24 protein-coding genes are annotated in these 24,345 nt (G+C 68.5%); 4 read left to right on the top strand and 20 right to left on the bottom strand.

Annotation, left to right across the window (positions count from 1 at the left end; translation table 11 throughout):
• Positions 1-26: 26 nt before the first annotated feature.
• Both RWR81_RS07090 and RWR81_RS07085 read left to right on the top strand, forming a co-directional pair.
• The gene (locus RWR81_RS07090; RefSeq protein ID WP_314456289.1) at positions 27-1,034 is read left to right on the top strand and encodes an ABC transporter ATP-binding protein; all 1,008 of its coding nucleotides are present in this window, start codon (positions 27-29) and stop codon (positions 1,032-1,034) included.
• On the top strand, positions 1,031-2,647 hold the full coding sequence (locus tag RWR81_RS07085; RefSeq protein ID WP_314456287.1) for a hypothetical protein: 1,617 nt from the start codon (positions 1,031-1,033) through the stop codon (positions 2,645-2,647). The genes RWR81_RS07090 and RWR81_RS07085 overlap by 4 nt, the downstream gene beginning before the upstream one ends.
• Positions 2,648-2,656: 9 nt before the next feature.
• On the opposite strand, the gene RWR81_RS07080 is transcribed toward RWR81_RS07085, so the two are convergent.
• On the bottom strand, positions 2,657-2,815 hold the full coding sequence (locus RWR81_RS07080) for a hypothetical protein (protein WP_314456284.1): 159 nt from the start codon (positions 2,813-2,815) through the stop codon (positions 2,657-2,659).
• 12 nt (positions 2,816-2,827) lie between these two features.
• Here RWR81_RS07080 and RWR81_RS07075 point away from each other — a divergent pair, with 12 nt between their 5' ends.
• A complete protein-coding gene (locus RWR81_RS07075; RefSeq protein WP_314456283.1) occupies positions 2,828-3,082 on the top strand; it encodes a hypothetical protein in 255 nt (84 codons plus the stop codon).
• A complete protein-coding gene (locus RWR81_RS07070) occupies positions 3,079-3,474 on the top strand; it encodes a DUF488 family protein (protein ID WP_314456281.1) in 396 nt (131 codons plus the stop codon). Before RWR81_RS07075 ends, RWR81_RS07070 begins: the two co-directional genes overlap by 4 nt.
• 103 nt (positions 3,475-3,577) lie before the next feature.
• Here the strand turns inward: RWR81_RS07070 and RWR81_RS07065 are convergent, their stop codons facing one another.
• From RWR81_RS07065 to RWR81_RS06975, 19 genes are all read right to left on the bottom strand, one after another.
• On the bottom strand, positions 3,578-3,973 hold the full coding sequence (locus RWR81_RS07065; protein WP_314456279.1) for a metal-sulfur cluster assembly factor: 396 nt from the start codon (positions 3,971-3,973) through the stop codon (positions 3,578-3,580).
• 34 nt (positions 3,974-4,007) lie between these two features.
• Positions 4,008-4,505: a Fe-S cluster assembly sulfur transfer protein SufU gene (gene sufU, locus RWR81_RS07060; RefSeq protein WP_314456277.1), complete on the bottom strand. Its 498-nt coding sequence runs from the start codon at positions 4,503-4,505 to the stop codon at positions 4,008-4,010.
• A gap of 2 nt (positions 4,506-4,507) precedes the next feature.
• On the bottom strand, positions 4,508-5,860 hold the full coding sequence (locus RWR81_RS07055) for a SufS family cysteine desulfurase (protein WP_314456275.1): 1,353 nt from the start codon (positions 5,858-5,860) through the stop codon (positions 4,508-4,510).
• 160 nt (positions 5,861-6,020) lie between these two features.
• Positions 6,021-6,770 (bottom strand): Fe-S cluster assembly ATPase SufC, encoded by a 750-nt coding sequence (gene sufC, locus RWR81_RS07050; protein ID WP_314456273.1) that lies wholly within the window; start codon positions 6,768-6,770, stop codon positions 6,021-6,023.
• A gap of 68 nt (positions 6,771-6,838) precedes the next feature.
• On the bottom strand, positions 6,839-8,110 hold the full coding sequence (gene sufD / locus RWR81_RS07045; RefSeq protein WP_314456272.1) for a Fe-S cluster assembly protein SufD: 1,272 nt from the start codon (positions 8,108-8,110) through the stop codon (positions 6,839-6,841).
• Positions 8,111-8,203: 93 nt separating this feature from the next.
• The gene (gene sufB / locus RWR81_RS07040) at positions 8,204-9,643 is read right to left on the bottom strand and encodes a Fe-S cluster assembly protein SufB (RefSeq protein WP_314456270.1); all 1,440 of its coding nucleotides are present in this window, start codon (positions 9,641-9,643) and stop codon (positions 8,204-8,206) included.
• A complete protein-coding gene (locus RWR81_RS07035; RefSeq protein ID WP_314456268.1) occupies positions 9,640-10,374 on the bottom strand; it encodes a helix-turn-helix domain-containing protein in 735 nt (244 codons plus the stop codon). The genes sufB and RWR81_RS07035 overlap by 4 nt, the downstream gene beginning before the upstream one ends.
• Positions 10,375-10,677: 303 nt before the next feature.
• Positions 10,678-11,391 (bottom strand): NUDIX domain-containing protein, encoded by a 714-nt coding sequence (locus tag RWR81_RS07030; protein ID WP_399498164.1) that lies wholly within the window; start codon positions 11,389-11,391, stop codon positions 10,678-10,680.
• An 88-nt stretch (positions 11,392-11,479) separates the two neighbouring features.
• On the bottom strand, positions 11,480-12,643 hold the full coding sequence (locus tag RWR81_RS07025; RefSeq protein WP_314456266.1) for a glycosyltransferase family 4 protein: 1,164 nt from the start codon (positions 12,641-12,643) through the stop codon (positions 11,480-11,482).
• Positions 12,640-14,295 (bottom strand): lipid II flippase MurJ, encoded by a 1,656-nt coding sequence (murJ, locus tag RWR81_RS07020; RefSeq protein WP_314456264.1) that lies wholly within the window; start codon positions 14,293-14,295, stop codon positions 12,640-12,642. Before murJ ends, RWR81_RS07025 begins: the two co-directional genes overlap by 4 nt.
• Entirely contained in the window at positions 14,295-15,233 is a 939-nt protein-coding gene (locus RWR81_RS07015) for a hypothetical protein (RefSeq protein ID WP_314456261.1), read from the bottom strand. The genes murJ and RWR81_RS07015 overlap by 1 nt, the downstream gene beginning before the upstream one ends.
• 105 nt (positions 15,234-15,338) lie before the next feature.
• Entirely contained in the window at positions 15,339-16,268 is a 930-nt protein-coding gene (locus RWR81_RS07010; RefSeq protein ID WP_314456259.1) for a copper transporter, read from the bottom strand.
• A gap of 57 nt (positions 16,269-16,325) precedes the next feature.
• Entirely contained in the window at positions 16,326-17,531 is a 1,206-nt protein-coding gene (gene steA / locus RWR81_RS07005; RefSeq protein WP_314456257.1) for a putative cytokinetic ring protein SteA, read from the bottom strand.
• Entirely contained in the window at positions 17,528-19,372 is a 1,845-nt protein-coding gene (gene recN, locus RWR81_RS07000) for a DNA repair protein RecN (protein WP_314456254.1), read from the bottom strand. The genes steA and recN overlap by 4 nt, the downstream gene beginning before the upstream one ends.
• On the bottom strand, positions 19,369-20,328 hold the full coding sequence (locus RWR81_RS06995) for an NAD kinase (RefSeq protein ID WP_314456247.1): 960 nt from the start codon (positions 20,326-20,328) through the stop codon (positions 19,369-19,371). The genes recN and RWR81_RS06995 overlap by 4 nt, the downstream gene beginning before the upstream one ends.
• A 107-nt stretch (positions 20,329-20,435) precedes the next feature.
• The gene (locus RWR81_RS06990) at positions 20,436-21,308 is read right to left on the bottom strand and encodes a TlyA family RNA methyltransferase (RefSeq protein WP_314456245.1); all 873 of its coding nucleotides are present in this window, start codon (positions 21,306-21,308) and stop codon (positions 20,436-20,438) included.
• Between the two features lies 1 nt (position 21,309).
• On the bottom strand, positions 21,310-21,564 hold the full coding sequence (locus tag RWR81_RS06985; protein ID WP_314456243.1) for a hypothetical protein: 255 nt from the start codon (positions 21,562-21,564) through the stop codon (positions 21,310-21,312).
• Between the two features lie 85 nt (positions 21,565-21,649).
• Positions 21,650-22,750: an HAD hydrolase-like protein gene (locus tag RWR81_RS06980; RefSeq protein ID WP_314456241.1), complete on the bottom strand. Its 1,101-nt coding sequence runs from the start codon at positions 22,748-22,750 to the stop codon at positions 21,650-21,652.
• The gene (locus RWR81_RS06975; protein WP_314456303.1) at positions 22,747-23,604 is read right to left on the bottom strand and encodes a hypothetical protein; all 858 of its coding nucleotides are present in this window, start codon (positions 23,602-23,604) and stop codon (positions 22,747-22,749) included. The genes RWR81_RS06980 and RWR81_RS06975 overlap by 4 nt, the downstream gene beginning before the upstream one ends.
• Between the last annotated feature and the right edge of the window lie 741 nt (positions 23,605-24,345).

The following is a 24,345-nucleotide window of genomic DNA, read 5'->3' as shown; positions in this document are numbered from 1 at the left end:
GCCGCGTCACACCTCACCCTGGAGGCATGCCAGCCACCACAGCCTCCTCAACAGCGTCCGTACTGCCGGCCCAGCGTCCCTCCCCTGCCATCGACGTCTCAGGACTGGTCAAGACCTTCGGTTCCTTTCGGGCGCTCGACGGTCTCGACCTGGAGGTGGAGACGGGGCAGATCCACGGTTTTCTGGGCCCCAACGGTGCGGGGAAGTCGACGACGATCCGCGTCCTTCTGGGCATGTACCGCCGCGACAGCGGTGTGGTGCGAGTCCTGGGCATGGATCCGCGCCACGACGCCGAGCGGATCACGCGTCGGTGCGCCTACGTTCCCGGTGATGTGGCGCTGTGGCCCACGCTCACGGGAGCACAGACCCTCGATGCCCTCGCCGCCCTGCGCAGCGGGCGGGACCGGGCACGTGAGGCCGAGCTCATCGAGGCCTTCCGCCTGGATCCCCATAAGCCGGTCCGTTCCTACTCCAAGGGCAACCGGCAGAAAGTCATGCTCGTGGCGGCGCTGGCGGCGCCGTGCGACCTGGTCATCCTCGATGAGCCGACCTCCGGGCTCGACCCGCTCCAGGCGGAGGTGTTCGTCGACGCGGTTCGTGATGCGGCCGGCCAAGGGCGCACGGTGCTCATGTCGAGCCATATCATGGCCGAGGTCGACCGCCTGTGCGACTCGGTGACGATCATCAAGGACGGACGAACCGTGGAGTCGGGGCTGCTTGAAGAGCTGAGGCACCTACGGGCCTCCCGGATCACCTGCGTGCTGCCTCCTGATCAAAGCTCGCCTCCCGGACGCCGTCGATGGGCACGGTTGCTGCACCTCGAGCGCGACGCCCGCCGGGCACCGGCCGAGACGACCACTCACGTCACCCTGCCCCCGCCCGACGCCGACGGGCGTCTGAGCGTCTCGGTTCCCGCGGACCGTGTCCCGGCAGCGTTGCAGCAGCTTCTGGCTGCCGGTGCGCAGGAGGTCACCTGCGCGCCAGCATCCCTGGACGAGGTGTTCCTCCAGCACTATGAGGCGGCGGCGCGATGACGGCTATTGCGCGCTCTCTTGCTGCGATCTGGCAGTCGGTTCGCCTGGCGGCCTCTCAGGAGCGGGCCTGGCTCGCAGCGCTTCCTGCGGTGACCGGGCTCATGACCGCACTGCTGGCTCCCAACTACGGCGAGACCTTCGCCTCGCCTGCCGACCTGGCCCGGGCCGTGGCCTCGGCCCAGGTCTCCGATACCTCCCGGTTCCTTTACGGCAGGCTCTCCAGCTCGGCGGGAGTGGTTCAGATGGCGACGTGGGAGCTCGGAGGACTGACGTTCCTGGTGCTGAGCATCGTCGTCGTCCTGCGCTCGATCTCACTGACGCGCGCCGCGGAGGACCTGGGGCGCGCCGAGCTGCTCCGCTCGGCGGGGGCCGGTCCCGTGGCGGGTCTGCTGGGGCAGGGACTCGTCCTGGTCCTCCAGTGCCTGCTCCTGGGGGTCGGAGCGGGCGCAGGGATGCTCGCTCTGAAGGAGGCGGATGGCGCTGACGCCGCCGCCTATGGAGCAGTGCTCGCCTGCACCGGCCTGGCGGTTTCCTTCACGACACTCGTCGTCGCGCAGCTGGTCCCCGACGCCGCCACGGGCCGCACGGTCGCGCTGGCGATGGTGGGCCTCATGCACGCGGGCAACGGTATGCGAGCCTCCAAGGACTGGGACTGGGCGGGATGGGCCTCCCCCTTCCGCCTGAGGGCGGAGGTGGATCCCGGCGGTGCGAACGCCTGGGCCCCCATCCTCATCGCGGTCACAGCCAGCGTCGTCGTGCTGGCACTGGCTGGGATGCTGGCCTCTCACAGGGATCTCGGTCAGGGGCTGGTGCGGCTGCCCGCGAGGCGCTCACCATCGCTGAGGGTCAGTGGGCCCCTGACATTTGCCCTCAGGCTCAGCAGGCACCAGTGCCTGGCGTGGGCGCTCCTCGTCTCGCTCGTGGCCGGGGTGCTGGTGTCGATTGGAGGAGATGTCGTCGACCTGGCCCGGCAGGGTGGCATCAGCGGAGGGTCTTTGGGATCCCTTCTGGATGGAGACGATCCCGGCGAGGCATTTCTGAGGTACATCGGGCAGCTCGCAGGAGCACTGGCCGCTGCCCAGGGCGTGTCGCTGGCGCTGCGCTACAGCGATGATGAGCGCTCCGGACGTCTGGAGACGGCTGTGACCACTGGGAACCGGCCTCTGCGGATTCTGCTCTCCTCATGGCTGGTGGCCGCTCTGGGATCCGGACTGACCCTCATCTGCGCGACGGTCGCGGCCGGGCATGTCGGGCGCTCCGAGCTGGATACGGACATGATCGACGCCGTGCGTCTCGTGGCCGGCCAGTGGCCCGCCGCCCTGGCTTCGGCGGCGATCGCCTCGGCGCTGTGCGGGGCGTGGCCCAGGGGACGCGGGCTCGCTTGGGCTCCAGTGCTGGTGGGGCTGGGAGTCGCGCAGCTCGGCGGTGTCCTCGATCTTCCGAGGTGGGTTCGAGACGCCGGTGCTTTCGCCCAGGCGGGTGAGACGGGGAGCCTGTGGCTGGTCGTTATCTGCACGGTCTGCCTGATCACGGCGGCTTTCTGCGTGACTCGCCGGGACATGGACCTGGTTACCTCCTCGCGTCGCGGTATCCCCTGCCTCACCGTCTCCTAGCGCTCCGCGCTATGCCGGCTCAGACGTCCTACTGGGAACGGTGTCCTGCCCGTCACCGGCTCCCTGCATGTACTTGTTCCAGTAGCCCGGCTCCGGCTCGACCTGCTCGACGACGTCGACCCACAGCCCACTGGGATCGGCGAAACCGAACCGGTGCTGGGGTGGCACAGGTGGAAGGAGATGGACGGGACATGTTCCGAGAGGCTCCTGACGAAGGTGCTGACCAGTCTCATGGAGGGTGCCGCCCTCGTTCCCCGGCCGGTGGGGCCGGTCGTTCGTCTCCTATCCGGAGCGATGAACGAGGCCGCGTTGTGGTTCGCCGAGACCGACTCGCCAACGGCGTTGAAGGACGCGATGGACATGCTCCAGTGCATGATCGGCTCGCTGCGAGCAGATGCGGCCGAACAGACAACGCGAGTATGGTCGAAGGCATGAGCGCACGGCTTCCTTCCTCCGACAACGTGGTTCTCAAAGGCATCCGCGAGGAGCCCGGCCCCGACGACGGAACACGGGTGCTGGTGGACCGGCTCTGGCCCCGTGGCATTTCCAAGGAGCGCGCCGCCCTCGATGAGTGGGCCAAGGACGCCACCCCCACCACCGAGCTGCGCCGCGCCTTTCACAACGGGGCTCTGCCCTGGCCCCAGTTCGTCGACGCCTACCGGGCCGAGCTCACCGAACGGTCCGAGGCGGCTGCCGCCGTCGAGCACCTGCGCGACGAGGCTCTGAAGGGACGGGTGACCCTCCTGTTCGCCGGCCACGACCACGTCCACAGCCACGCGCGCGTCCTGCGCGAGGCGATTCTCGGCGTCGAGGAGGACCTGTCCTGACATCCGCCGTAACCCTGTCCCCTTGACGATGCGGCGGCCCGCGCACCGATCTGCGGTGCACGGGCCGCTCAGGAACAGGCCAGCAGTGTCTCTCAGCCCGGCCTCAGACGTTGAAGCCCAGGGCTCGCAGTTGCTCGCGGCCCTCGGGGGTGATCTTGTCCGGCCCCCACGGCGGCAGCCACACCCACTGGATGCGGACCTTGTCCGCGATGAGGGACAGGGCCTGCTGGGCCTGCTCCTCGATGACATCGGTGAGCGGACAGGCGGCGGTGGTCAGGGTCATGTCGAGCACAACAGTCCCGTCGGGCTCGATCGACACCCCGTAGAGCAGGCCGAGGTCGACGACGTTGATACCGAGCTCGGGGTCAATGACGTCGCGCAGGGCCTCTTCGACGGCGGCGACATCGACGCCCTCGGTGCTGGCAACGGCGGCCGGTGCGTGCTGGGCGGCCATGGGGTTGTCGGCGCCGGCCGGCACCCCGGTGGGGTTCTCGCTCATGGCTTCTCCTTCTTCCTCAGAGGTCAGACGGTGATCAGGCAGTGGGGCGGTCGGGCTGCTTGGGATCGGTAGGTTCCGCCGCGGGCAGGGCGACGCCGGACTTGGCCAAGGCGTCCTTGAGAGCCATCCAGCCCAGCAGGGCGCACTTGACACGGTTGGGGTACTTCGAGACGCCCTCGAAGGCGGCACCGTCCTCGAGGTCGTCCAGGATGGCGTCGTCGACACCCCTGCCGCGCGAGTGCATGAGGGTGTCGAAGTCGGCCTCGAGCCGGGCGACGGTGGCCAGGTCGGCGCCGTCAACGAGGTCGTGCATGACGGAGATGGAGGCCTGGGAGATTGAGCAGCCGTCCCCCTCCCAGCCGATGGCCTCGATCTTCCCGTCCTTGACGCGCACCCCCAGAGTCACATCGTCACCGCAGGTGGGGTTCACTTGATGACTGGTGGCATCCGGGGCGTCGAGGGCGCCGCAACCGTGACGCTCACGGGAGTGGTCGAGGATGACTTGCTGGTAGAGTTGGTCGAGTTCGTTCATGCTCACCTTTGGAAGTAGCGTCGGACGTCGGAGATGGCGGACAGGAAGCGGGCCACCTCCTCCGGGGTCGAGCAGGCCCCGAAGGACAGGCGTGAGGAGGCGTGCATGCCGAAGTGCTTGTGGATCGGCTGGGCGCAGTGGTGGCCGGTGCGCACGGCGACGCCGGCGGCGTCGAGGACCTGACCGACGTCGTGGGGGTGGACTCCCTCGATCGAGAAGGCGACCACGCCCAGGCGGTCGGTCGTGTCGGTCGGGCCGACCAGGCGCAGCCCGGGGGCCTGGGCGAGGCCCTCGAGCACCTGCTGGGTCAGGGCCTGCTCGGTGGCGTGGAGCCGGTCCAGGCCGATCCGGGCAAGGTACTCCACGGCCGTGCGCCATCCCGCGGCCTGCGCCAGCGGCTGGCTGCCGGCCTCGAAACGGGGCGGGCCGCTCATGAAGGTCGACGACTCCATGGTGACGACCTCGATCATGGAGCCTCCGGTCAGCACCGGCGGCATGGCCGCGAGCAGCTCCTCGGTGGCCACGAGCGCGCCGATCCCGGTGGGGCCAAGCATTTTGTGGCTGGAGAGCACCATGGCGTCCACGCCCACGGTCTTGAGGGCACCGAAGTCCAACGGGAGGTGCGCGGCGGACTGGCAGGTGTCCAGGACGACCAGCGCGCCGACCTGCTGGGCCCGCGGCACGATGAGGTCGAGCGGGCTGATCGCACCGGTGACATTGGAGGCGTGGGTCAGGGCCAGGACACGGGTGCGCTCGGTGATGACGTCCAGCGTGCCGGTGTCGATGCGTCCGTCCTCGGTCAGGTCCAACCAGCGCAGGGTGGCACCCGTGCGGGCGCACAGCTCCTGCCAGGGCACGAGGTTGGCATGGTGCTCGGCACGGGAGACGACGATCTCGTCACCCTCCCCGATGATGAGGCGCCGAGCCGGGTCAGTGGTGTCGGCGTTCCCGCCACCGCGGGAGGCCGACCGGCTCAGGCTGGCGTGCCCGATGGCCAGCGCCACGAGGTTAATGGCCTCGGTGGCGTTCTTGGTGAAGACGAGCTCACTGCCGCGCGCGCCAACGAAGACGGCGACGGCATCGCGGGCGTCCTCGAAAGTGGCAGTGGCCTCATCGGCGAGCTGATAGGTCGAGCGCCCCGCCGCACCGTTGGAGGTGCGGTAGAAGTCGGCCTCCGTGGTGATGACACTGGCCGGCTTCTGACTCGTTGCGGCCCAGTCCAGGTAGGCCAGGGCCTCACCGTTGCGAGCGGGTCTCTCCAGGTAGGGGAAGCCGGAGCGGATCGCGGCGATCTCCTCAGCACTGAGCGCGATGGCGAAAGACGCCCCGGTGGGCGGAGCAGCGGACTGGGTCATGACGTGCCTTTCCGATTCGATGCGAGCGGTGCGCGATGCACTCGGGGACAGCCGAACGCCGAGGTCACGAGGAGCCTTAGTGCCCCTGGTGCCGGAGCCGATGACGACGCCTTGTCCCGAGCCGTGCGTCGTCATCGGTCTTTCACAACAGCGGCATCACTTAGGCGAGGAAGCGGTCGTAGCCCTCCTCCTCCAGACGGTCGGCCAGGTCGGGGCCACCGGCCTCGGCCACGCGCCCGTCGACGAAGACGTGGACGTAGTCGGGCTTGATGTAGCGCAGGATGCGCGTGTAGTGGGTGATGAGCAGGAATCCGGCGTCGGACTCGTCGTGAAGACGGTTGACGCCCTCGGAGACGATGCGCAGCGCGTCGACGTCCAGCCCGGAGTCGGTCTCGTCCAGGACGGCGAAGCGGGGGCGCAGCAACTCCATCTGAAGGATCTCGAAGCGCTTCTTCTCACCGCCGGAGAAGCCGGCGTTGACGTCGCGCTGGGAGAAGGCCGGATCCATACGCAGGTTCTTCATGGCCTGGTTGACCTCGCCGACCCACTGGCGCACCTTGGGGGCCTGGCCGTCGATAGCGGTCTTGGCTGTGCGCAGAAAGTTGGCCACGGTGACTCCGGGAACCTCGACGGGGTACTGCATGGCCAGGAAGAGGCCGGCTCGGGCCCGCTCGTCCACACTCATCTCCAGCAGGTCGACGCCGTCGAGGAGGACCTCGCCGTCGGTGACCTCGTAGTCCGGGTGGCCGGCGATGGAGTAGGCCAGGGTGGACTTGCCCGAGCCGTTGGGGCCCATGATGGCGTGGACCTCGTTGGAGTCGATGGTCAGGTCGACGCCTTTGAGGATGGGCTTGGGGCCGTCATTGGTGGCCACCTGGACGTGGAGGTTCTTGATCTGCAGAGTGCTCATGCGACGTTTCTTTCAGCTGGTAATGGGTCTGGTGACGAGTAGGCGGGCCACTGTGCGGGTCCGGCCAATCACTCGGCTGCCGGTACGGTGACGGGGTCCTGGTCGGTGCGGGCGGTGATGAGGCCGGTGAGCTCGAGCTCCTTCTCGATGGCGGCCATGAGGCGCTCCTCAACCTCGTCGACACCGATCTCGGCGACGATCTCGTTGAAGAAGCCCAGGACCACCAGGCGACGGGCCTCGGTCTCGGGGATGCCACGGGCACGCAGGTAGAACAGCTGCTGGTCGTCGAAGCGGCCGGTGGCGCTGGCATGACCCGCGCCCTCGATGTTGCCGTTCTCGATCTCCAGGTTCGGCACGGAGTCGGCCTTGGCTCCCTCGGTCAGGACGAGGTTGCGGTTGAGCTCGTAGGTGTCGGTGCCGCGGGCGGCCTGACCGATGAGGCAGTCCCCCACCCACACGGCGTGCGCGCCCTCGCCCTGGAGGGCCCCCTTGTAGGTGACTCGGGAGTAGCAGTGGGGCTCGGTGTGGGCCACGTAGGGGCGGTGCTCCTGGTGCTGGCCGGCATCGGTGAAGTAGACGCCGTAGGCGTCGATGTGACCGCCCTCGCCGGAGAAACCCAAGTCGGGGCAGATGCGCACGTCTCCGCCGAGGCTGACGACGACGTGCTTGAGGACGCCCCGGCCACAGACCTTCACCCGGTGGTTGGAGGCGTGGACGGCGGCGTCCTCCCAGCCCTGGACGGTCACCAGGGTGAGCTCGGCGCCGTCGGCGACCGTCACCTCGACGCCCTGGGTCAGGGCGGCAATGCCGGTGTGGTCGAGGACGACGGTTCCCCTCACACCGGGCTCTGCGGCGACGAGGATGTGCTGGGCGGTGGGGCGGGCGAGCTCCGGGTCCTGACCGATGATGGCCAGCCGGGCGGCTCTCTCCAGCTCAGCGCCGGTCTTGAGTGTCAGCACGGTGGCGGTCTCGACGCCGTTCCATGCGGTGACCCCGGTGCGGTCGACTGGGGCGCCCACGGTGCCGATACGCACGTCGTGGCGCGGCACGGTCTCAAAACATGCGCCCTCGGGCAGGTCGGCCTCGACGCGGACGGCGGCGGAGTCGGGGGCGTCAGTGCCAGCAGTGGTGGCCGCGCGGACGGCGTCGAGGTCGAACAGCGAGGCGAAGCGCTTCATGGGCGTGAAGCGCCACTCCTCCTCGCGTCCACGCGGAACCGGGATGTCGGCGGGGTCGAAGGAGGTGGGGCGATCGGCGCGCGAGGAGACGTAGCGCGGCCCGCCGTGGGAGTGGGCGCCCTCAAGCGTGGCGCTCGAGTGGTCGGTGGAGAGTTCAGGCATGTGGAGGTGCTCCTTGGCCGGCGGCCGGCCGGTGTGATCAGGTGTTTTTCGAAAAGCTGAAGGGGCTCGCTGACATAGTGGGGTGCGGCGGTCTCAGCCCACCGAGTTCTCCATCTGCAGCTCGATGAGCCGGTTGAGCTCGAGGGCGTACTCCATGGGCAGCTCGCGGGCGATGGGCTCGACGAAGCCGCGCACGATCGTGGCCATGGCCTCGGTCTCGGTCAGGCCGCGCTGCATGAGGTAGAAGAGCTGGTCGGCGCTCACCTTGGAGACGGTGGCCTCGTGGCCCATCTCGACGTCGTCGGTGCGCACGTCGACGTAGGGGTAGGTGTCGGACCGGGAGATTTCGTCGACCAAGAGCGCGTCGCACAGCACGTTGGACTTGGAGTGGCGGGCGTTCTTCATGATCTGCACCAGACCGCGGTAGGCGCTGCGGCCACCGTGGCGGGAGATCGACTTGGAGACGATGTGGCTGGAGGTGTGGGGCGCCATGTGGACCATCTTGGCGCCGGTGTCCTGGTGCTGGTCCGCGCCGGCGAAGGCGATCGACAGGGCCTCGCCGCGGGCGTGGGGGCCCATGAGGAAGACGGCCGGGTACTTCATGTTCCGCTTGGAGCCGATGTTGCCGTCGACCCACTCCATGGTGGCGCCCTCGGCGCAGGTGGCACGCTGGGTCACCAGGTTGTAGACGTTGTTGGACCAGTTCTGGATGGTCGTGTAGCGCACGCGGGCGTTCTTCTTGACCACGATCTCCACGATCGCCGAGTGCAGGGAGTCGGTGGAGTAGATGGGGGCGGTGCAGCCCTCGACGTAGTGGACGTAGGAGTCCTCGTCGGCGATGATGAGCGTGCGCTCGAACTGGCCCATGTTCTCGGTGTTGATGCGGAAGTAGGCCTGCAGCGGGATCTCGACGTGGACACCCTTGGGGACGTAGATGAAGGACCCCCCGGACCACACGGCCGTGTTGAGGGCTGCGAACTTGTTGTCACCCGCCGGAACCACGGTCCCGAAGTACTCCTGGACGAGCTCGGGGTGCTCACGCACGGCGGTGTCGGTGTCGACGAAGATGACCCCCTGCTCCTCCAGGTCACCACGGATCTGGTGGTAGACGACCTCCGACTCGTACTGGGCGGCCACGCCCGCCACCAGGCGCTCGCGCTCGGCCTCGGGGATGCCGATGCGGTCGTAGGTGTTCTTGATGTCCTCGGGCAGGTCATCCCAGGAGTTGGCCGGGCGGTCCGTGGAGCGCACGTAGTACTTGACGGCGTCCATGTCGAGCTGGGAGAGGTCCACGCCCCAGGTGGGCATGGGCTTGCGCTCGAAGGTGGAGTAGGCCTTGAGCCGCTTGGCCAGCATCCACTCGGGCTCTCCCTTGATGGCGGAGATCTCACGGACCACTTGCTCATCCAGACCTCGCTTGGCCCTCTGCCCGGCCTCGTCGGAGTCGTGCCAGCCGAAGTCGTAGCTCGTTGAGATCGAGTCGATGATCTCGTCGTCGGTGCTACGCGCAGTCTCGGTTGTCGGCAGTGTCATCGGGTTCCTTCCATTCGCTTGGTCTCAAGACCTCGCGTCTTAGCCGCCGCCCGGACCGCGCGCTTGCGCAGCGCCGGCATGGCGATCGGAATGTGGGTGGTGCAGACGTGCTCGCCTCCGGCCAGGGTGGCCAGACGCTGGACCGGGACGCCCACGAGGCGGGAGATCGCCTGTGTCTCGGCATCGCACAACTCGTGGAACTCCCCGGCAACGTCTCGTACCGGACAGTTGCCCTGGCACAGCTGTACTGCGAAGGAGCCGTCGCCGACGTCGCGCACGGAGGCCGCGTACCCGTCAAGGGTCAGGGCATCCGCCAGGGCGCGGGCACGCTCGGAGGGATCCTTACCGGCCGATTCGACGACGGCGGCGTAGCGACGCTCCAGGTCGCGGCCCCGGGCCGCGGCGAAGGAGTCGACCGCCTTGTCGCCGGCGACCTGGGACAAGTAGTGCAGGGCACGGTTGGCCAGATCGGAGTAGCCCTCCGCGAAGGAGGTGCGAGCTTTGGGCGTCAGAACGTAGTGCCGAGCAGGACGGCCGCGCCCCCGTTTGCCGGTCAGCGCCGGGGCGTGGACCTCGATCTGCTCGGCCGTCTCCAGTGCGGTGATGTGCCTGCGCACCGCGGCCGGCGTCAAGCTCAGGACCTTGGCGAGCTGAGCCGCTGAAACCGGCCCCTTCTCCGCAATGAGGTCGAGAACGCGAGCCCGGGTAGAGTCATCGTCACTCTGCGTCATGACTGCTCCTCCCCCAAGTCGCTGCGATGCTCACGGCCTGACCACGTTGTGGCCGGTTCGACGACGTCCTGGTCGGCCGATCGGCGTCTGCGAGCCGGCCCGAGGACTGAGCCAGGATCGGCTGTAGGACGTCGCTGGTCGTCGTGCCACGAGTTTAACCAAGATCATGCTTGCCGAATTCAACACTGGCAAGTTCGTGATGGGGCGTCGCGAGGTGGGATTGAACACGCCACCTAATTAAAGGCAACCCTTACCCAGGAATTCCTAACTGGATGGTTGTCGTCAGAAACTACCATCACCTGGCTAGAGGCTCTCGGGGCTACGCAGCCAGGGAGCGTCAGCAGGGCGCAGCCCGACCCAGCCGCGAGCGCGGGCCTGGGCCGTGGCCAGGATCCCTAGCACGGTGGAGGGATTGTGCAGGCGGCCGTCCATGACGGCGTCGATGGCCTCATCCAGGAGTACCCAGGTGGGTACGAACTCGGCCTCCTCAGCCTCACGAGGAGTGCGCTGGTCCTCGGGCAGCAGGCTCAGGTCCTGGGCGAGGAGTATCCGGGCCCCCTCGGTGGTGAAACCGGGTGAGGCGTAGAACTCGGCCAGGGTGTTCCAGGTGGTCGCTGTGTAGTCGGTCTCCTCGGCGAGCTCACGAGCGGCCGCGACGGCGGGTTCCTCCCCCGGCACGTCGAGCAGGCCGGCGGGGATCTCCCACAGGCAGGCACGCACGGGATGGCGGTACTGGCGGACCATGAGGATCTCCGGGGCACCATCGGCCTGGGAGGAGTCCTGGCCCTCACGCAGGGCAACGACGGCGACGGCGTCGTGGTGGACGACGACCTGGCGCGCCACCGGCTCCTGACCGGGGGCGAGGCGCACATGGTCGGCGTCGACGGCGAAGATCGGGCCGTTCCAGACCCGCTCGCTGGAGATCAGCTCCCGCCCCGGCTCGCGCTCATCGGCAAGGCCGTTCTCGCGAAGTGCGTACGTGTCGCTCCTGCGGGTCCCTGTCACCGGCTGGTTCACGGTTGACTCCTTCACTCGCTGCCGGCGTCCTTTGTCACCGGGCGCCCGGGTATCGACGATGCTACCCCTCGCGGTGGCGCTGCTCGGGTCACCCCAGGGCAAGAACCGCCTGACGCAGCTGGGCCGACAGGTCCTCGGATCCCGGCAGGAGCTCAGCCGCTTGCCGCGCGTTCTGCGCAGCTCGGGTGCGGGCCTCGGGGTCGTTCAGGATCGCGGCGAGTGTCCCGGCGATGGCGCGGGCCTCGGGGGTGACGAGGACGGCTCCTCCCCTGGCGGTGACGGCGGTGCCGCCGACGTCGGTGGCCACGATCGCGACACCGGCGCGCAGCGCCTCCTGAATGGTGAGGGGCTGTCCCTCCCACAAGCTGGTCTGGACGACGACGTCGGCAGCCTCCATGAGACCGATTGCGTCGGTGCGCCGGCCCAGGAGGCTCACTGGAAGGCGCTCGGCGGCGATACGCTCCGTGGCCTCAGTCCTGCCGGGCCCGTCTCCGGCGACAGCCCAGGTGAAGGCGAGCAGACGGCCGGCCTCGACGTCGCGGGCCAGGATCGCGGCGGCGTCGAGCAGCAGTGACAGGCCCTTCTGCGGGGCCAGGCGAGCGACGGTCAGGACGCGGGCCCCCTCCTGCGGCCAGGCGTCCTCCAGTGCTGCCGGGACGGGGGACTCCGGTTCGGACCGCGGCTGCGGAGCCGCCGCGGGGATGACGGCGAGCTCGACATGTGGGGCGCCGAGATCTCTCGCGCGCTCGGCCAGGTCGGGGCTGACGGCCAGAATGAGGTCGGCGCGCGAGGCGATGAGCCGTTCGAGTCTCTCCCCTACCAGGGTGGTCAGGCGACCTCCGACGGTGAGGTTGTGGAGGGTCACGACCAGCCGGGTGCGACCGCGCCCGCGTCGGCCCAGGGCTAGAGCGGCCAGGGCACCGGCGCGCAGGCCGTGGGCGTGGACGGCGTGGGCGCGGCGTCCCAGTCGCCGCAACCTGGCCACAGCCAGGGTGTCACCGAGGCTGGGGCGGGGACCGATCTCGAGCGACTCGGCGCGGGCAGGAGCAACATCCAACCCGTCGAGGACCGTGGTGGGTGCCTCGACGATGACGTCATGTCCGTCGGCGGCCAGTATCCGGGCGCAGTCGGCCAGGTGGGCGCGGATCCCTCCGGAGGCCGATCCGCTGACCTGGAGGATCCGCAGGCGCCCGGTGTCCGGGACCAGCGGGGCACCGACCTCATTCAAGCTGCTGACGGCGCTGGTGCTCATGCCTTCTCCTTCTTCGCGGGGTTCCCCATGTCTGTGGGCGCCGCCTGGGCGCTGCGCGCAGCCCTCAGGAGGCTGCGGTCGGCCAGGTGGATCGCCATCAGGACGATGACAGCAGCCACGGCGGCTCCCAGCACCGCGGTCAGAACCGCCAGGGTCGGTGAGGCCACGTAGGTGGTTGCCACCCGGACGACCAGGCCGGTGGCAAGGGCTACCGGGAGCCCCGTGACGAGGGTCGTCAGGACCGGACGCAGGACCCGGCCTCCCATGACACGGGCCAGGACGGCCAGCAGGCTCACTCCCGCCACCGTCATCCCGATGGTCGTGCCCACTCCGAGTGCGACGAGGGTGCCTCTGCCGTCCCCACCGGACGGCGCCATGAGACGCACACAGGCAGCGGAGGCGAGAGCCACAGTCAACCAACCTGCCGCGGTGGCGTGGGCGGCCGGCCGCGAGCGGTCGGCGGCGAAGAGAACCCGGGTGACCTGATAGATGAGGGCGTAACCGATCAGCCCCGGGGCAAGGACGGCCAGGGCATGTCCCATCCCATCGACCTGCTTGAAGGAGAAGAAGCGCTCGGCGGCGGCGCTGGCGGCCAGGAGCATGGCGCTCCCGGCGACGGCGACAGCGGTGACCAGGGCGGTCGAACTGGCGACCAGGCCGGCGACGGTGCTGTCCGCGCCGGCGGTGCCTGACACGGTCCGCTGGTGAGCGGCGGCCTCGAAGGCCGCTGTGAGGCGCGGGTAGAGGACGGTGGCCACCGGCACGGCCAGCACCGCGTAGGGAAGGACGTAGACGGCCTGCGTGTACTGGTAGACGGCCGCTGTGCCTGTCTGCCCTCCCCAGCGGGCCAGAGCCAGGACCGCCAGGACGCTCAGTTGCTGAGCCAGAATCGTCCACACTCCGGCACCCCCCAGACGCAGCGCCCGCCGGGCCTGAGAGCCTCCCAGCCTCAGGGTGGGACGCAGTCCCAGTCCCAGCCGGTGGACCGGCCACAGCAGCGGCAGGCTGAGCGCCGCCACTCCGAGGGTGGTGCCCCAGCCCAGGATCTGCAAGGCAGGGCCGGAGCCCGCGTCGTCGCCGTCAGTCAGCGCCCCGTAGAGGCCGTAGGTCGCCATGACCACGAGACTGGAGAGCATCGGGGTCAGCGCAGGCCAGGTGAAACGGTTGTGGGCCTGAAGGACACCGGTGAGGACCACCGCCACCCCGTACATGGGCACCTGGAGGGCGAACATGCGCAAGAACGATGCCACGAGCTCGTGCTGAAGCGCGGGATCGACCCCCTGGGAGGTGGGGAACAGGCCTGCGATGGGGGTGGCAAGGACGATGAGGACCAGCGACAGCGGGGTCAGGACGGCCAGGACCAGGCCGAGCAGCCCGGAGGCGGTAGCGGTCACCTCTTCGCGCCTGCCCGCAGCGATCGGGACGGCCAGGAGAGGGACGACGGTGGCGGCCAGGACACCGCCGACGACGACTTCGTAGAGGGTGTTCGGCAACTGGTTGGCGGTGGTGTAGGCGCCCGCCACCGTGCCAGTGCCGACGGTAGCGGCCTGGACGAGCCAGCGCAGGAAGCCCAGGACGCGGGAGACGAGGGTCAGGCCGGCGACTGACCCCGCCACCGAGAGCAGGCCGCCGCGGCGTTGCCGGGCTGTCATCAGGGGCGGCGCCCCAGCCCGTCGAGCGCGGCCAGGACCGGAGTGTCGGCGATGACACGGGAGAAGGAGACCTTCTCGCTGGCCAGGATGAGGCCCACGCCGCCCAGGGCGGCTCCGGCACGCACCACCCGGCTGGGGTGGCAGGCCAGAGCGGTTCCCAGCAGAGCACCGACGGCGTTGGCACCGGTATCGCCGAGCATCGTGCTCTCCTGGAGGTCCTCGGGCAGGGCGGTGAGGCTGACTGCCAGGGTTCCTGCGGCCAGCAGCCGGGTGGGTTCGCCGTCGTGCCCGGGGGTGGTCAGCAGGGGCGCGCTCACGATGAAGGCGGTCTTGAGCGCCCGGCCCGGACGCAGGTCGAGAAGGTTGAGAAGATTCGCCCAGGAGGCGATGACGACAGCGCTTGAGGCGGCGTCGACAGCGCTCGCAGCCAGGTGGCATCTGTCAGTGCCCGCGCTGCGGTGACGGGCCAGCAGGACCCCACTGACGAGGGCTCCCGAGCCAATGACGGCGATCTTGAGGGCCCCGGTGGTGACACGTCCGCGGGCAAGTGCGGTCAGATGGCCCTTGAGCCCCTTGGCGGGCAAATCCCCGTCGTGGGCACCGGCATCAAGGTCGTCGACCAGGCCGGCACACCCACCGGCCGTCGTTGCGAGAGTGGATGCCAGTCCCACCCATGAGCCACTACGCGGGGCTGATAAGTCTGATGTGGACGCGCTGCGAGTGAGTCGACCAGCCTCGACCGCGGCCATGACGGATCCGGCAGCGACCCCGACGCCTCCGCGCAGATTGACGGTGCGGCCGTGGAAGTTCGTGCGGTTCAGCCCCTGAGCCGTGGACTTCAGGGAAGTGGACCAGGACAGAGTGACGCCCGCAGCCTTGAGCCCCACCTGAGCCAGGCGTCGGGCGCAGAGGCCTACTCGCATGATCGTGCCAGCCATGGCTTCAGCCTAAGGCAGGGCGGGTGCAAATCGTGACGGCCACGGCTCGAAAGGGAATGGACCGGCCCGGGTACGACTGCCCCGAGCCGCTGCCCACCGGCTGCATTACTTGGCCACCGGGGGAATGACGGCGTCAGCACCCTTGTCGAAGCCGTAGTGACCAATGGTCCCGGCCTGAGTGGAGGCCAGAGCCAGAGGTGTGGATACCGCGGCAGCAACCTGGCCGACGGAGTCGATGGTCGTCACCTTGACCCCGACGGAACGGATGGTGCCCACGACGCCGTCGTCGCCATCGGCGGATCCGACGACGATCGTAACGGCTTGCGAGGCCGTACCCGCCAGGGTATTGGCCCATTCCTTCGGATCCTGACCCGGAGAGGCCTCGACCGTGGTTCCCTTGCCGGAGGCGACCCTGGGACGAGGGCCGATGACAACGATCATCTCGGCCGGGCCGGTGGGGGCGGAGTCCACAGTGACGAACGGGCTGCCGGAGGTATCGACAGTCAGCAGGTCCATGAGGGCGCGGGAGGAGTCGTCGTTACCCGTGAGGGCCTTGGCGAGTCCCTCCCCCAGAACCCCGTTGGCGTCCTTGGAGTTGGCCGTTCCCAGGTTGCTCTGAAGCTGGCCGGAGAAGGTGGAGCGGTAACCCTCACGAGACAGATCCACCCAGGTGGTGGTCAGACTCACACGACCGGTGACGGTGGCTCCGGCGGTCTTGAGCTGGGAGGCGACGGCATCGGCATCCTCGGTCTTGGCCTCAGGCAGGAGTACCAGGGCGACGTTCTTGGAGGCCAGGGTCCCGGGCAGGAGGCCGCTGGCACTCTGGGTGATGTAGGAATCACGCTCGTTGACGGCCGTCTCGGTCTGCTCGAGCTTGGACTGGGTGGCGTTGCGGTCCTCCCTCAGAGCGGTGACCTGATCGTTGAGCGCGGTTCCCAGGGAGTTCTGAAGCGGACCGGCGCCCAGCACGACCCCGACGGCGAGGGCCAGGAACACGGAGATGAGCGATACCAGGTGATAGCGGAAGTCGATCATGGTTGAGACCTTGGAGGTGACCGTGAGAGGTGCTGCCTCTCGGATGGGCGGGAGTCATTAGACGGTGGGTGAGTTCGGGGCCAGACCCACCAGTGAGCGGAAGAAGTTGACGATGTCGTCCCACACCGCGCCGGACAGCCCCAGGAAGGTCTGCCCGCCCGGCGTGGCCATGAGGGCGATGACCAGGGCGACGACACCCGACAATGCCAGGAGCAGCAGCCACCACCCGGAGATGCGGGTTCGGTAGAGCTGCGAGACGCCCTTTGCGTCGATGAGTCGGCCGCCGACCTTGAGCCGAGTCAGGAAGGTCGAGGACATGCCGGCACGCCCCTTGTCGAGGAACTCGAGCAGAGTGGCGTGCGTACCCAGTGCCACGATGATCTCAGCGCCGGCCTCGTCGGCCATGAGCATGGCGATGTCCTCGCTGGTGCCGGTGGCCGCGAAGACGTGGTGGTCCACCTCGAGCTCCTCGACGTGAGCCAGCCCCGGGGCCCGCCCGTCACGGTAGGCGTGGACGACGATCTCAGCGCCGCAGGTGAGAGCCTTGTCTGACACGGAGTCCATATCGCCCACGATCATGGCCGGCTTGAAGCCGGCCTCCAAAACGGCGTCGGCTCCGCCGTCGACACCGATGATGACAGGCTTGTACTCGCGGATGTAGGGCTTGAGGGCCTGGAGGTCCTCCTTGTAGGAGTATCCGCGCACGACGACCAGAACGTGCCTACCGCTCATCCGCGTGGACAACGTGGGTATGCCGACGCCGTTGAGCAGCAGGTCCCACTCGCCACGCATGTACTCCATGGTGTTGGCGGCGAAGGCCTCCAGCTGAACGGCCAATCCCTTCTTGGCCGCCTCCATGGCGTCCCCGACAGTCTGCTTGGTCTGAACCGTTCCCTCGGCGATGACCTGATCCTTGCCCTCAATGCGCACGACACCGTCCTCAACGACGATGCGCTGGCCGTCGTGCAGGCGCATGACGTCAGGGCCCAGGTCATCCACGAGCGGGATGCCGGCCTCCAGAAGGATTCCCGGACCGAGGTTCGGGTAGCGCCCGGAGACCGATGGCGATGCATTGAGAACTGCGGAGGGGCTGCACTCGACCAGTGCCTCGGCAGCCACCCGGTCGATGTCGGTATGGTCAATGATGGCGATCTCGCCGGGCTGGAGGCGCTTGGTAAGCTTCTTAGTGCGCGCGTCGACGCGGACGACACCGCTGGGGTGCCCCGAGACGGACGCAGACTTCCTGCGGAAGGGATTCCTCACGGCTCGGATTGTCCCACGACTGCTTCCTGGAGAAGCTCAGCGGCGTGGCGGACAGCGACGCGGGAATCCTCGTGGCCGGACAGCATCCTGGCGAGCTCGCGTTCTCTCTCCTGGCCTTCGACCACGAAGACCTGTGTGCGGGTGCTGCCCGACTCGGACTTTCTCACATTCTCTGGGGGATCCTCCAAGGACCCCGGGAGTGTGGGGTCGAGTGCGCAGGACGATGACCGCGACTCGGCTTCCACGTCGCTGACAGTATCCTTGCGCACCACAAGGTGAGTATCCGCCCAGGCCGCCACCTGGGCAAGGTGCGTCACCACGACAACCTGGTGGTGGCGTGCCAGGCGCGCCAGGCGCCGGCCGATCTCCCTGGCGGTGCGGCCGCCCACACCGGCATCGATCTCGTCGAAGACGAGGGTGCGCATGTGGGTGGAGGGGCGTGCGGAAGCGGCGGCGTCGGCAAGCACCATCTCCAGGGCCAGCATGATGCGGGAGAGCTCCCCTCCCGAGGCGCCCTTGCCCAGAGGCAGGGCAGGCGCGCCGGGGTGGGAGACGAGCCTGAGGGATACGTTCTCGATGCCGGTGGGCCCGGGCTCATCGAGTCGGTCCAGTTCAACGATGAGTCGCGCCCCCTTCATCTCCAGCCCCTCCAGCTCGGTGGTAACAGCCTGCTCCAGGTGCTCGGCGAGCAGCCGACGCGCCCGGCTCAGCTCATCGCCGACACCTACCAATTCCTCGTCGGCCGCGGTCAATCGCCGGGCCAGACGTGCGGCGGCGTCTTGGGGGCCGTCAAGCTCGGCCAGACGCGCGGCGGCGCGCTCGCCCCAGGCCAGGAGGGCATCGACGTCGTCGATCCGCTCATGGAGTCCGCCGATCTCCCGGCAGGCGCGTGCAAGCTCACCACGGCGGTCCTGAACCTGGGCGAGGCGAGCCGGGTCGGCGCTCAGGGAGGACAGGTAGCCGCCCAGCTCGGCGGCGATGTCGGCGGCGTCGATGCCCAGGCGCTGGGTGCGCACGGCCAGTTCGGCCAGGGCGGGATCACGCTCGGACTCGGCGACCAGGCTGCGATGCGCGTGGGCGATGAGTGAGACGACGTCAGCCTCCTGCCCGGTGGAGGACTCCTCCCCGTTCAGGGCAACACGGGCCCCAGCAGCGGCCCTGCGCAGGTCTTCGGCGTGGTCGAGTCGTTCGGCCTCCGCAGTCAGGTCCCGGTCCTCACCACTGCAGGGGTCAAGCTCGGCCAGGACCTCGAGCCAAGTGCGCAGCTGCGCCACCTCGGCGGCCCGGGCCTGGGCGGATGCCTGCCACTCCTCGAGCGCCTGGGCGGCCTGCCGACGCGCCTGGTAGGCCCGAGAGTAACGACGGCACAGGGCGGTGTGCTCGGAGCCGCCCAGGGAGTCCAGAGCGGCGCGCTGGGCTGCTGCCGAGCGCAACCGCAGTTGATCGGCCTGACCGTGGACGGAGACCAGTCGACCTCCCACCTCGTTGAGGACCGAGGCCGGGACGGCACGTCCTCCCAGGTAGGCGCGGGAACGACCGGTGGACGGGACAGTACGCGACACCAGGAGAAGATCGTCATCGAGGTCTGCTCCGGCCTCGATGGCGCGGGCGGCGGCGCGCGAGTCGGGGTCGACCAGGAAGGCCCCTTCGACCAGGATGCGCTCGGCACCCGTACGCACGCTGGTGGTCTCTGCACGCTGCCCCAGCAGCAGCCCCAGTGAGGTGAGCACCATCGTCTTACCTGCACCGGTCTCACCGGTCAGGGCTGTCAGACCGCGGCTGAGGGGCAGATCGGCCTCCTCAATGACACCGAGGTCCTCAATGTGCAGGGACTCGATCATGACGTCCTTCCCGAGGAGTCCCGCAGGGTCTCGGCACCGGTGCTCCCATCGGAAGTGCGGGCCATCGGTTGGTGCAGCGCCTCATCCTCGGCCGAGTAGGCCTCATCGGCGCTGCTGGAGGCCCGCCACCCCTCCACGGGCAGGTCGAACTTGCGCACCAGGCGGCTGGCGAAAGGGGCCTCGTTGAACCGTGCCAGGCGTACCGGACGCTTCGCCCGGCTGACTCGGATCCGGGCGCCGACGGGTACGTCCAGGCTGCGCCTGCCATCGCACCAGATCTCGGCGCCGTCGAAGCCCGCTCGCTGGACCACGACCTCCATGCAGGAGTCGGGCCCCAGGACCAAGGGGCGGGTGAACAAGGCGTGCGCGGCCACCGGCACCAGGAGGAGTGCCTCGACCTCAGGCCAGATGACAGGGCCACCGCAGGAGAAGGCGTAGGCGGTCGAGCCTGTGGGCGTGGACATGATGAGGCCGTCGCAGCCGAAGGAGGAGACGGCCTGGCCGTCGACGCCGATGGCGACCTCGATCATTCGGGCGCGGTCGCGCTTCTCCAGGGCCGCCTCGTTGAGGGCCCAATCGCAGGTGACCGTCCCATCCGGACAGATGACCTCCACGTCCATGGTGGTGCGGGTCTCGACGGCGTAACGGCCCGCAACGAGGTCGGCAACGACCTGCTCGATGCCGTCGGGGTCGGCCTCGGCCAGGAAACCGACGTGCCCGGTGTTGATACCCACCAGGGGGATGTCTCGCTCGCGGGCGACCTCGAAGGCGCGCAGGATCGTACCGTCACCACCCAGGACGAGGACGAGGTCGACGTGGTCGGTGCACTCCGGACCGACGGGTTCGACACCGTGGGAGCGCAGCGCCGCCGAGGCCCGGGCCACGGCGGTGGCGGTGGGGGCACTGGGTCTGGGGACGGGGACCGGCTTGTCGTTGAGGTCGCGCTGCAGAAGCATGACGCGTGAGATCCTCCGACGACGAGGGTCTTGCGGCGTCTGCTCCGCGGGCTTCGGGAGGCAGGTCAACTCGGCGGTACCCGCGGCGCTTGTAGGACTCAGCTTGATCATGGTCGGGTCCTCGTTCTGCTTCGTCGGAAACCTGCTGCGGCGGGGCGGGAGACGACGGCGTCCTCGACCTGGGCTCGTAGGTCGTCGCCGCACAGGTCCTCGGGGCTCCCGGCGCGGGAGGCATGCATGTTCAGGAAATACTCGACGTTACCGGCGGGGCCCGGCAACGGGGAGGCGGTCACGGCGTCGATGCCGACTCCCAGAGCATGAGCGTGTTCGGCCACGGTCAGGACGGTCTCCACATGGAGATCCGGGTCGCGCACGACTCCTCCGTGCCCGATGCGGTCCTTGCCGACCTCGAACTGGGGCTTGACCATGAGCAGGAGGTCGGCGTCGTCGGCCGCGGCTCGCAACAATGGTTCGAGAACCAGGGTCAGGGAGATGAAAGACAGGTCACCCACCACCAGGCGGGGGGCCGGCGCGACGGCGGCAGGGTCCAGCGTGCGGATGTTGGTGCGGTCCAGGGCAGTAACACGAGGATCGGATCGCAGGGACCAGGCCAACTGGCCGTAGCCGACGTCGACGGCTACAACGTGCTCGGCACCGCGGCGAAGTAGGACGTCAGTGAAGCCGCCCGTGGAGGCACCCGCGTCCAGGCAACGGCGGTTCTCGATGCGAGGCGCCAGTCCGCGTTTTTCCAAGGCCTCCAAGGCTCCGGCAAGCTTGTGTGCACCGCGCGAGACGTAGTCATCTCCGGAGGGGACCAGGATCTCGATGGCCTGGGCCGGATTGACCTGACGGGCCGGCTTGGTGACCACCTCGCCGTCAAGGGTGACGTGGCCGTCGGAGATGAGGGTGTCGGCGTGTGTGCGGGAGCGGGCCAGCCCACGGCGCACGAGCTCGGAGTCGATGCGGATGAGTCGGGCCATGTCAGCCTTCCGCTTCGTGCAGGACGGAGACGAGCTCCTCGTGGATGGCGGCCAGCGCACCGGCGCGCTCCTCCAGAGGAATCGTCCCGATCTGGGCGAGTTCAGCGGAGTGGTCGGTGAGGCCATGGGCAGCCGTGAGGGCGACGTCGGCTCGCGGAGGCGCGGGCACCGGTGCCTTGGGCGCCGCTGTGCGGGCGGAGCCGGGTGTGGGCACCGTCTCCTGTCGGACACTGGTCTCCGGCTCGTTGCGGCTCATTCCTGACTCACCTCGACATCGTTCGTGTACGTGCTGCTACGGCTCTTTGTCTCCTTGAGGGGTGCTCCCGACTTCGGCCGGGCTCTCAGGGTGCGACGACCTCGATCTCGGGAATATCCAGCACAGTGGCCTCGCCCCGAGCAACCTGCTCGTCGGCCCATGCCCATGCGGCCACGGCCAGAGCCCGGTAGGAATCCAGATCGATGCGCACGGGTCCACCGCCCTGAGAGGTCACCGCTCCCACATCCTGGAGCTCGAGCCTCGAGCCGACAACGCGGGCGCGCCGACCGCCGATCTGCCACCACTCCTGTCCGTCCCGCACCAATCGCACGGGTGCGGGATGCGGCTCGGTCAGGCCGCGCAGGTCGGTATGCAGAAAACTGGGACGTTCGGTGGCCGGCGCTGTGATGACGTCCCGGGCGCCTGAGACACCGGTGAGGACGTGGAGGCCGGGGATTCCTGCGGCCCGGGCACCGACGTGGTCGGTGTTGAGGCGGTCACCGACGGCCAACGGCTTGGAGCCGCCAGCACGCTTGAGAGCGCGGGTGTAGATCCCGGGAAAGGGTTTACCCCCGGCCAGGGGCTCCTTGCCGGAGGCGTTGACGATGGCAGCCACGAGGCTGCCGTTGCCCAGGGCGAAGCCGCGTTCGGTCGGCAGGGTCGCATCGAGGTTGGTGGCCACATGGAGGGCGCCCGCGTTGATGGCGTAGACGCCCTCCGACAACAGGGCCCAGTCAACCGCCGGGTCCCATCCTTGGACTACGGCCACCGGCGCGTCCTGCGCACTGCGAGTCACCCGGAAGCCCTCGTCGAGCAGGGCCTGACGCACGCCGTCACCACCGACAACGAGGACCACGGAGCCGGGTTCGACGTGCTCGGAGAGCATAGCGGCCGCGTCCATGGCAGCGCTGAAGACCTCTGTGGGCTCAGCGGCGATGTCGTTGGCCGCAAGCTTGTCCACGACCGTCTGAGGAGCCCTCGAGGCGTTGTTGGTCACGAAGGACAGATGCATCCCGGCAGCACGGGCGGCGTTGACGTTGCCAGCAGCATGAGGCACCCGGGCCTCACCGGCGAAGCAGACGCCGTCGAGGTCGAGCAGTGCGACGTCGTACGCGGCACACAGGGGCCGATCACTACCCAAAAGGGTGGCAGGTGCGTCGGTAGAAGTCGACTGGGACAGAGTCATCGGGGCTCCTCAGGGGTGTCGTCAGCAGACGCGCTCATGGCGGTTGTCTCATCGGTGGCGTCACCGGGGGACGCTGGGGCCTCACCCGCGTCCTCAAGCAGCTCGGCCATCTCAGCCTCAACACGCTCAGCAAAGGACTGCGACCACTCGGCATCATCGTCCTGGTCGGGTGGTTCGAGGTCTGCGGCGGTGTCCGTACCGAGCTCGGCCGGTCCGCCGGAGGCCTTGGCGTCGTCGGCCTGAACGCCCGCCACAGTGTCGGTCTGCCCACCGGTCATCATCGGGGAGTCCTGATCCGGCGTCTCGGAGTCGTAGTCCTCCTCGATGTCGAAGACCTCAACCTCGTCCTCCTCAGCTGGTTCCGGGCCGATGCGGTCCCGGATGGCTGCGGCCTCGCTGTGGCGTCCGAGCTCCTCAAGCCGGTCGGCTCGTACCGAATGCAAGCGCCTGAGGGTATCACTGTCTAAGGGGCGCGCCCTGATGGCGTCCTCAATGATAATGAGACCAAGGTCGGTCTGCCCCATCTCATGGCGCAGGCTGGAGACGACCATGGCCAACTCGGCGCGCTCGATCTCGTCAAGTCGGCGTGGGTCGGCCGCCTTCGCAGCCTGGAGGGCCTTGTCGGCATTACCCAGGGCTCGCTCGCAATCGACCTCAATGGCTCGGTGAAGATCGACGCCGGACAGTCGCCTGGCGGCTCGGATCTCTCGAAGCGCCTCACTGTAGTGCTCGGCGAGGTACGCCGCGATCCCGGCTGTCTCCCGCACGACGGCGACGCGACCGGCGTGGGAAGCAGCGTATCGCGCGTGCTCATAGGCTGCTTGAGGGTCGTCCTCCAGCAGCCGCTGAGCCATCACGAGATGACGAGCGACGTTCTCGGCGTTGGCGCGCCCTAGGGCACGCAGCTCGTTCCTGGCGCCCCGCTCAAGATCTGCGGGTTCGACCTCGTCCGGCACGGGAGGCTCAGGAACACGTTGTCGCTGTGGCGGGCGACCTCGGTGGGCATTGCGCCTGCCTTGTTCGTCTCGTCTCCCTGCACTGTCATTGAATCCGCCTGCCCTCCTGCCGCCTCGGTCAGAGCGCTTCTCACCGAAGCCCCCATCACGACGTCGTTCACCCCACCGATCATCCCGCTGCTGGCCGTCCTGGCGAGAGCTGTTCCCATGATGATTCGAACGCCGAGAACGCCCTGGAGCGTCGGTGGGCTCTCCGTGTCGGTCGTGACGCCGGCTGCGAGACGAGTGGTCGCCTTCAAAACGCTTGCGGCTGCCGAAACCGTGACGATCACTGTCTCGACGACGCCTACCTGAGTCGCCGTGATCAGCGTGGTGGCGACGATCCTGATACGCCATGGTCCTTCTTTCGCTCCGGAACTGCTGTCAGTTCCCTCGCTGTCATTGATTGCCTGGGAGGAGCCTACCCGGACCGCAGCTCATGGACGTAGCGAGACCCGGCAACGCGGTGTGGCGCACGGCGCTCTTTTCTGCATTCTGCGGATCTCATATCCCAAAGGGGGCATATGCCCTTGGGGTGTGTTTGTGTGTGGGGCCCATGAGATTGTGTTGTTCTCATGGGCCCCACAGTGGTGTGTGCTC

Origin of the sequence: uncultured Actinomyces sp., assembly GCF_963526355.1 — a bacterium.
Taxonomy (GTDB): Bacteria; Actinomycetota; Actinomycetes; order Actinomycetales; family Actinomycetaceae; genus Actinomyces.
This window is presented reverse-complemented; position numbering and strand designations above follow the sequence as displayed.